Consider the following 9,505-nt stretch of genomic DNA (forward strand, 5'->3'; position numbering starts at 1 on the left):
CAGTCATTCTGATAGAAATAAAAAAACCGCCCGAAGGCGGTTTTTTTTATTTTCTCAATGCTACAGCTCTACCCAGCTATCAATCATGTCTATACGAGCATCGATTAAGCTATCAAAGTAATCGTTGTAACTCATCCATTTCTGCAGATTGATATGTGGTTTGAATTTTATTTCCTTCGTCTTATCAGCAAAATCTAAATCTGATTTGATAAGGTTAAGCTGTTTCGCCGCCTCAATTTCATCTTCTTTATGTTTGAGCTTAATCCAGTTGTTAGGAATTGTCGTTACCCCGCTATCAACCAAGTGTACCCCCTTAGCTTTTTCTAGATCTAATCCAGATCCAAAAGGCGCATTAACTTGTATTTCAAAGTCAACGCCTTTTCTTAAACTACTTGGTGCAATCATTGGTCTTAACCCATTAACTTTATGACCGAACAGGTTGATGTAAGAAAGGTCTACAACACTTGCAAAAAGAGTTGTTTCTTTCTCTTTTGCTCCAGTCCATGTCGATAGTGCTAAGTGTTTAAGGCTTTCTGAACTCATTTTCACAATATCTTCTTGTAGATCAGAAAGAGCCTTAGGAATTGATTCCATTTCAGATTTTTCAAAAGTAAATGATTCATCTACTTTTTTGATAGTTCCAAGTCGCGCGACTGTCTTAAAATCAGTGACTGGACAAAGGTTTGAGCCCGGCCACAAGTTGGGATCATAGGAAAACTGAACACTAATTGGGATTAGGTTTCTATCAAAGCGTTGCTCTTCTAAATGCTCAGGGTCGCATGGTTTTGAGCGAATTAGTAAAGTAGCCGTTGCCTCTTTATTCCAGTCAAACGCGGTAACACGACCTCTCATGCGAACGTCGCCTTTAAGCAATGGATCTTTCTCGTCAGTGCTCTTTTTAACAACATCATACTTTAATCCACTTTGTCCTAAATAGAGACTGACTTTTGCTCCATCAAAAACCTGCGGATAACGAACTTCTTTGCCTTTTGGTGGTGTCAAAAATGTTTTCTCATAGAAATGACCATCACCAAAAATAGAGCCGCTAAAATTAACAAAGTCTTTTGTCAGTTCATATTGACGGGCTGGTGATAAAGTAACATTGAATCGACTATAGGTTTTTTTACTCTTTTTCGCCCCAAACGAACGCAAAATGTCGATGCGCTTTTCAGTTTTACTTTGGCCAGGTACTTTTAACTCGAAAAAATAAGACAAGAATTTGAACCCACCAGACACGGCAGAACTGGCTGATGTATCAAAAAGTCTCTTCAGCGGAGTATCATCATAATCAGCGACAGGACGAATACCGAATATACGTGTTGTACCAAAGAAATAACTTGGCTGAATGATGACGCCGAGTTTTTTAACATCGTTTTCATCCCCAAAAATCAGTTTGTTCTCTTGTTCAGAAAAGTTGGAAGGTTTTAGTTCTGAAACATACTCGATATGCGTGGAAGCGACACTATCACTCCACTTCCAGCTCCCTTCGTTTGAACTGTGTGAAATAACATCAAGACAAATCGGCAGCTGACCAACTACATTGCCGTTATCCTCGTCCCCAATGCCATCTTTGATCAATGCAACTACTTTAACGTTATCATATGGTGTAAGCATTGAGCCATTTTCACGATAATATTGCTCAAATGGGATCCAATCGTCATACTTCGGTGTTTTTCCACCTGATTTGTATGGACGTCGTACAAAGACTTCTATCTTCTCGAAGATACTGTCATCAAGGTCTTTGGGAGGCTCATCTCCCAGCAACGCTTCGAAGTGACTGTCGTCTTGGCTTGCTCTGTAATGAATGGGAAAGTAATGGTTATAACGCTGCGCTTTCTCTGTCATTAAGTCAGTTAAATCATCGGACGAGACGTGACGGTAAACATTAACACCTTGAGCGTAAACCTTAGCTACAGAATTACTGCCAACTCGGTTATACGTTTGACTGTAGCCATTTTCTTTCATCCAAACTTCGTCGAGGTGTTCAGCCCCCATCAATGAAACATCAACACTCCAATCATCATTGAGTATGAACTCATCGATATAACCTAGTACATCGAGTTGGCTGAATGAGGTGATTTTTGGTCCACTTAGCACTCCTGCGTCACCCGAAACTCCACCACCACTAAAAGCGGGTTTGGCTTTTAGAGCATGGAAACTTTTAATCAGTCGAATCAAACCATTCAATGCAATCATTCGCTTCATGTACGATTTCAAATAGACACGTGTCGCATTGGGAATATCTGGCTGCGCTAAGAACTGGTTAAACGCCATAAGATCTTGGTGGCGGATGGAATCAACCTGCTTTAGGCATTTTTGATACTCAGTATTTGGCTTTAAAAGATCCATAATAGCAGAGGCAAGCTTCACACCTTCTACGCCAGCAGCAATCACTTTTGCTGGCGGGAAAGCCATTGCTGCACCACCGATTAAAGCACTTAATCCAGAATTGATAAATTCCAGCATTTTGTCGTCTTCATTGAGATCTTTGGCAATTTTAACCTTGGCAGCCTTTTCAACGTTCATAAGCCCTGCACGGCACGGTGGATATTCCACAGAGCGACTAAACGCGAGATAGATTTCAACGCGACGGTTTTTAACTCGCTCTTCATTAGTTTGGTTAGTATTGCCAGGTAATGGCACTGCAAACCCTTTTGCTACAATTTTAAACATAGGCGACCAAACGCTTCGAGCGTCCAAAGGCATAGCATCAAGGATAGCTTTTTTGACCGACAAGGCGCGTTTTTCTGATAACTCAAGATTGTACGCTTCTGCCCCCATGTTACAGGTGTGTCCAGTTACAACAATTTCGAAAGGGTTACTTGCTAATTTCTGTAACTGCTCGGCGATTTTCTTGTGCGCATCACCATTTTTAGTAATTAGGTACGAGTCGAAATCAAAGAATGTCATATTCATCCGGAGCAGCACATCTTGCACACGTCGGTCTGCAGAAACGTTTTCTCCCTCAACAAACAACTCTGGCACTTCAGCTCTTAACGCTTTTACAGCATTTTGATACTTATCTTCTTCTCTCTGGAAAGCTTGCGCTTTATCCGCTTGAATAGAAGCGGTTGTCCCCATGTATTCCTGTACCTTATATAGCAAATCTCCGTGTGCAGACGCTTGCGCGGCTCGACTGCCGTTCCAATCTGCATAGCTATTTACCGCATCGTAACCGAGCTGCGTGATAGTTAGCGGTTTATCTAACATTTCTAACGCTTTCGTTCCGATCCGTCCAACCCCAGTGAGATATGGCAAAATGGAAGTGCTCCATAACGGAGAGACTCTATCCATCTGCGCATGAAACTTCTGACTAAACCACACTACTTGCGCATTAATACGGCCATTCATGAAGTGAGCAGATTGGGTCACTTCATTCGGATAGTGATCATTTAGGTCTGCAACAGCTTTGATGAAAGCTGTAGACGCTTGTGTAGCACCCAAAGTTTTACTCACGGTAAGTGCTAGCTTAGCAAGTTCATCATTTTCAGTGTTGATGCTTGATACTGAAGCAGCCGCAAATTTACTTAACGTCACCCAACTGATGCCATCTTTTAACACACCGGAAGTTGACTCCAGACTTCCTTTTACCGTTTGAAACGTCGCCCACGTTGAGTTTGGCAAACTGGTTTTAGTCTCCGTACGTGCAATCAGCTTTGCTGGGCTGTCGTAAGGGAATGCTTCTAAATCGGCGTTCAAATGAGGGAAGAATTGCGGGGCATGGTTAATTAAGGCTTCTTCAACGGAGATAGGATCACCATTAACAACAGCAGTTCGACCTGCGGTTGTATGAATGTCGAGAGCAAGGGCATTTTCTTTTAAGCTGTAGCTGACAGGAATACTCTTAGCCTTTAAAACAGCCTCAACTTTTCCGGTCTTATCTGTGCTCATGACTTTCGAAAAATCAATATCAATACGAACAGAGGTAAGTCGGTCATTTAAAACTAAAACACTTTCAGAATTAAGCCAAAACGTCGCGACATACATCGACTCGTCTTGATTAACCTGACCATCTGTAGAGTACTTGTAGAAAACTTCTTTAACCGTCGATGTAGGTGAAATACCATGGCTCTCTGTCTCAGAGCCTTGGATATTAATGCCTTTTGGTAAATCGGCTAATGTGACTTCAGCGCCAATATAATCCTCTGAAGAAAAAACAACCTGAATTGTATAAAACTGCGGAACTTCCACTATATATATTTGTTTAGAGTGGCTCTTATTAAACCACTCTGCGTAGTTGTTAAAGAAGTCACTGCTTTGGTCAACTTGGTCCGAGGGGGGAGCTAGGCAATCTTGCTCGACACTTACACGCTTCACGCTTAAATCAGTCACACAAGCAGGTTGCCCTTTATCATCCTTTATCTCCTTAAGATCATTATAAGACAACAAGTTGTAGAGTTTAGTTAACCATGGCTCTTGGTCTTTACTTTCTTGGGCTGCATTCGCCATCTGGCTTAATGGCACCAAATAGCTTGGGAAAAACAGCACGTCTTGCACGGCGCCCTTGTTAATCGCGGCTTCCACACAACCCTTTGACAAAGGAGCCCTAAGTAACTCAGCGCCTATCTGATCTGCGTTGAATTCACGAGCCGCTAAAATATTAAGCTTACCTAACTCATCACTGACCGCGATCGGGTTTTTACTGCTGGTAGATACCTGTTTGTTAGTAGTACTGTGGTCTGCAACAAACTCCTGTTTGACTTCTAAACTCGGAATGACCAATGTTTCATGGGCTAATGGGAAAAAGCGGCCAACGGGCTTTCCATCCCTGTCATGCAATCTTCCCATTAGATAAAGGCCCGGAATATCGTAACGTTTTACCATTTCTTCACCCCCATATATTCCCTAACTTGCTCCATATCTTTAAACAGCGCTTTCATATCGTAATACTGAGCACAATTCTGGAACTCTCCTCGGCTTCTTGCGCAATCCCAACGCATCTTTTCGGTCACTTTAGGCACCAGCTCATCGAATTGCGCCTTGGTAGGGATAGCAGGCATAAAAGGACGCAAATCCTTATTTTCAAAGTCTGCATGCATATATGAGGGAATAAAGAAGCTTAAGCGATTGAGTCGGTCATAGTCGAACTCACCATCCCCCGTTGTTAATGCGTAGTTGTAACTCAAACCATCAAACATCCCTACTTCTCCGGGCTGCTTTAGGCGAACAACTCTATTGCCATATGCGTCTGAATACCACTTACCTCGCTGCAAAACATACCTTTCTGGCACCTGTTCAATTTTTTTCTGAGGGTCTTCAAGCGAATATAAGTCGTAGGGTTCACGTCTATTACAGGCTAGATACTTCTGCAGCGCTCCTTTGGTAAAATGGTTTAAGCATTCGGGAGCTAAATACTCTTTTTTACCAAGTAAAGACATATCTGAAAAACGGAACACTAATTGCTGATCAGGGCCTCGCTTCCCTGCCTCATCTATTTTGCTTACTTTATAGATAAATCGGTCATTGAATTGATCAATAAAGAAACCATAACCATCACGCAGTGGATTGAAGGTTTCTTTATCAACGCGGATCGTAGATTGAAATACATCACTTCGATTGCGGCTTTCGAGTTCAAGGCGCTGTGGGTTACGACTATCAGAGTCAGTAAAATAGAACTCTTTACTATCTTGAGTAAAGGTCGCTGACGTGCACAACTCCGCCTTAACGATGGTTTCTCTTTTCTTTAAATCATAAACCGCACAATTTACCCCTGCACCGTAATAGCGAAAAGCTAGATATCTCCCATCAGGAGAACGTTTGATATCATTTCCCCCAGCTGGTAATTCACCGAATTCGTCGCGATGAAGTAACAACCGGACATCCGTGCCATCTAGGTTCATAGTATAGATGGTAGAATCTGGTCCATAGTTAAACATCACTTGGGGTTGGATGTGCTTTGCGTTCCACTCTTCTTTGGGAACACCTTCAAGGCTTCCTATGTCTATCTGCCATCCCCGAATTTTTGAAAGGGACTCTCTTTGTTTACTGAACAAAGTAGATGTCACTGTGTAACCGAGGTTTCTTTTATAGGCTTCGCCCATTTGAGGCTTGCTTTGCCAATGCACAACACTAGCCCCAGCTACTAAGACAGCAACAATGGTGCTGCCTATTATGATTTTTTTCATATTTCGCTTATTCTTTTGATTATTTGATAAACCGAGGTTTAGCGTACTACCCCCGACGTTTCAATTTAATTGGCGTTGATAAGTTCTAGCATCATGTCTAGTGTTTTCCTTTGACGCTCTCTTTCTTCATTAACTTCATCAGGCACTCGCTGTTCTTCGTGCTTAGAAATCATCGGTAATTTTGGTGGTTCTGCGGTGATCTCTTGGTATGTCAGCCCTTCAAACATCGTTACCGCGATGTATTTTCCCCCGAGGTACGAAACCACAAGTGTAAACTTTCCTTTGGGAGGAATACCTGTCACTAAGGCACTGATATAACCATCTTTACTGATTAACTCAAAGGGCTCGGTAACTCGCCAGTCACTTTCAGAATCTTCCATAATGGCAACTAAGCCGTCATACGAAGCAAACGAGTAAGGGTCAAGCTGTTCTTCCAATGGGCCGTCTGCCAAACCAACCTCTAAGCGAACAAGGAGTTTATCTTCCTCATTGCTTATAGTTGATGCATTATTAGCAATAGTTTGGGCTTGGAAATAGTCATCATCGACTGTCGGTTTTGGTTTTCCGTGAGCTACACCAAATCCCAAAGACATCATTATAGTAAGCGCATATAAAGTGATTAATCTTTTCATTTTCAACCTGTTATTTCTAATAGACCAAATAGGCTATTACGTTAATTGTTATTGATAAGCTCTAGCATCATGTCTAATGTTTTCTTTTGACGCTCTCTTTCTTCATTAACTTCATCAGGCACTCGCTGTTCTTCGTACTTAGAAGCCATCGGTAATTCTGGTGGTTCTGCGGTGATCTCTTGGTACGTCAGCTCTTCAAACATCATCACCGCGCTGTCCTCCCCGCCAAGGTGTGAAAGCACAAGTGTAAACTTTCCTTTGGGAGGCATGCCTGTCACTAAGGCACTGATATAACCATCTTTACTGGTTAATTCAAAGGGCTCTGTAACTCGCCAGTCACTTTCAGAATCTTCCATAATGGCAACTAAGCCGTCATACGAAGCCAGCGAGTAAGGGTCTAGCTGTTCTGCCAATGGGCCGTCTGCCAAGCCAACTTCCAAGCGGACAAGAAAACCACTGTTTTTTCCGTCTACATAAGCAATCACGGTGTTACTCTGGTCGTAGCTGCGAACTATGGCTTGTTGGTCGCTCAGCCATGGCATGTCGTCTTCGGTAATTTTGTGGATGGCAGCACTGTCTACATCGGAGGTGAATTCTTGTGCACTGAATGACTGTCCATCACTGTAACTGCTTAATTCATCTAATGGCGTGCTGGATTTCTCGAGCAGAGCAGCATCCGATTCTAAAGCTTCAATTTGGGCAAAGCGCTTTTGCTTTGGTGAGAAAATGATCTTGAGTCCACTTTCCCCTTGTTGGACTTCACCCGATATTTTGTAAGGTGCCCAGAAATGCGCCATGGCAAAACCGCTTGCGCTTCTTTGTATTACCTGAGGTGTGTCTTTTTTCTTTTCTTCTTGCTCCAAGGTACGGTAATACTCAACGTCAACATCTTGGTAGTAACCTTTCTCGGTTATGGCCATCTCTCGCCAAAGCTTCCCTTTCCAAAAAACATACAGGAAACCACCACTTAGATCAGAGGCTTTAGCTTTGTCTTTACTGCCATCTAAATAAGCCAATGGTCTCACAGGCACCAACACATTATCCCACTCATCCATCTGAGTTTCATTATCAACGGGTTGCAAGTCTTCGGCGAGTTTAAGCAAGATTGGCTGAGGCTGATCAGAACAAGGGATTTTGATGTAAAGCGTTTTACCCTCGACTTCGAGATCTTTAAACGTTGCAAGGCTACGGTGTTTGTTTTCAGTATCTGGCTTGCCTACGGTGACTTTTTCTTTTTGAGTATCGGTAGTTCCGAGCATCAGGCAGGCAGCATTACTTGACCATTGGCCGGCAAATTCCACAACGATCTTATGATCTGGACTAGGCTCTACAGGCGTGTAAGTCATGTTGCGGGGCAAAGGCACATCATCTTGAACTTGCTGATAGTTGGCTTTATTGACTTTCTTCCCCTCTGAAGTATCCAAGTTGGTAATCAGAGACTTTAACTTAGGGTAAGTATTCAGCTGAGCATCACTCAAAGGGACTCTGCGCGCAAAAGAAGATAAGGCGATCCAATGCGCTTTAAGCAACTCATTTTTAAGAGCATTAAGAAGGCTATGGGGAGACTTTTTAGCTGCAATTGAGATTGGCTGAGACAATGCAACAGGCAAATGCCGCACTATATCATTGGGGTTTCGCACACGCGAAAGCTGGCCTATGCATTCATCAGGCGTAAGGACATAAGATAGCTCGTTAGGTGTTAACTTCGAGCTGGGTATAAATTTGCAAACTAAATGCATTTGAATTCTCCACAACCAACATCGTAAATAGGTTGCGGTGATAATTAAGCTGATAAGGCTTAGAGGTACGATTTGGTCTGGCGATCATACTTATTTAATCAAATAATTTCAATTAGATAGGACAATTAAGCACTAGTCATAAAGACCAAATTGATAGGCAAAACGCCTACATCATTTGATGCTCTGGCTAAAGATCACAAAAACATTTTTGCCCTATAGATAATGAACTAAGTAAATGTCGCCTAACAAAATAAGGAGAGGTTTTATATCGTTATGATTTATACAAAGTGGGAGGGATAGAGAAAAAGAAAAGTGGGCAAGATGCCCACTTCAATAACAATTCAGAGTACTCTATGAAATATACTCTAATCGTTAGTTAACCAAAGGTTAGGTAACAAATATTACCAAATGCAGAACGTTTCAATGTGGCATTAATGTCGATGCCTCGATATACCTACTAAGTTAAAATAGTTCCCCACCTATATATGAGTAAGCGCTAAGAACTAGGTCAATAACAAACAACCTTGTGCCTGTAATAAACGTTCTTTTTGATTATCGAAACAACACTATAACTTTTGGGTTCAAATCTATATATAGTGATTCTAGGGAACCAATTCAAAACCACTGGACGCTTCCACTGTCACGCCAGCCTCATTGGTGCCCGTCACTGTGACCGTGTAATCACCGTTGACAACTTCGCTCAAGTCCACAACAGCCGCACTCCAAGCATCATTCAATACCGTAGCCGTCGTCCTCGTCACCTCACTGCCACCTGTCGTCTTCACCACAACCGCCAACGATTGGTCATTGAAACGCGTCGATGTGCCTTCAAACACCAAATTCGCAGCTTCACTCTCATTCACCGTTCCTACCGGTGTAATAGCAAGCGTTGGCGTGATTGGCAATTCGTGGGACGAATCGGTGGCGCCTACATTACCCGCTAAATCCAGGTAGTTGCTCACTTCCAACGCAACACGCAACGCCTCCGTGCTTGGCACAGTCACCGTCC

The 9,505-nt window shown here is 42.6% G+C and carries 4 protein-coding genes and 1 pseudogene; all 5 read right to left on the minus strand.

Features of this window, described 5'->3' with window-relative positions; genetic code table 11:
* Positions 1 to 60: 60 nt before the first annotated feature.
* The gene (locus ELZ11_RS21070; RefSeq protein WP_137359346.1) at positions 61 to 4,824 is read right to left on the minus strand and encodes an OmpA family protein; all 4,764 of its coding nucleotides are present in this window, start codon (positions 4,822 to 4,824) and stop codon (positions 61 to 63) included.
* Positions 4,818 to 6,125 carry a TolB family protein gene (locus ELZ11_RS21075; RefSeq protein WP_137359347.1) on the minus strand — a complete coding sequence of 436 codons (1,308 nt, stop codon included), beginning with the start codon at positions 6,123 to 6,125 and terminating at the stop codon, positions 4,818 to 4,820. The genes ELZ11_RS21070 and ELZ11_RS21075 overlap by 7 nt, the downstream gene beginning before the upstream one ends.
* Positions 6,126 to 6,190: 65 nt before the next feature.
* Positions 6,191 to 6,757: a hypothetical protein gene (locus tag ELZ11_RS21080; protein WP_244291695.1), complete on the minus strand. Its 567-nt coding sequence runs from the start codon at positions 6,755 to 6,757 to the stop codon at positions 6,191 to 6,193.
* A 41-nt stretch (positions 6,758 to 6,798) separates the two neighbouring features.
* Entirely contained in the window at positions 6,799 to 8,496 is a 1,698-nt protein-coding gene (locus ELZ11_RS21085) for a hypothetical protein (protein ID WP_137359348.1), read from the minus strand.
* A gap of 602 nt (positions 8,497 to 9,098) precedes the next feature.
* Positions 9,099 to 9,505: pseudogene (locus tag ELZ11_RS21090) on the minus strand (tandem large repeat); the annotation flags it as partial.

Source organism: Vibrio profundi (genome assembly GCF_005281835.1).
Taxonomy (GTDB): Bacteria; Pseudomonadota; Gammaproteobacteria; order Enterobacterales; family Vibrionaceae; genus Vibrio; species Vibrio profundi.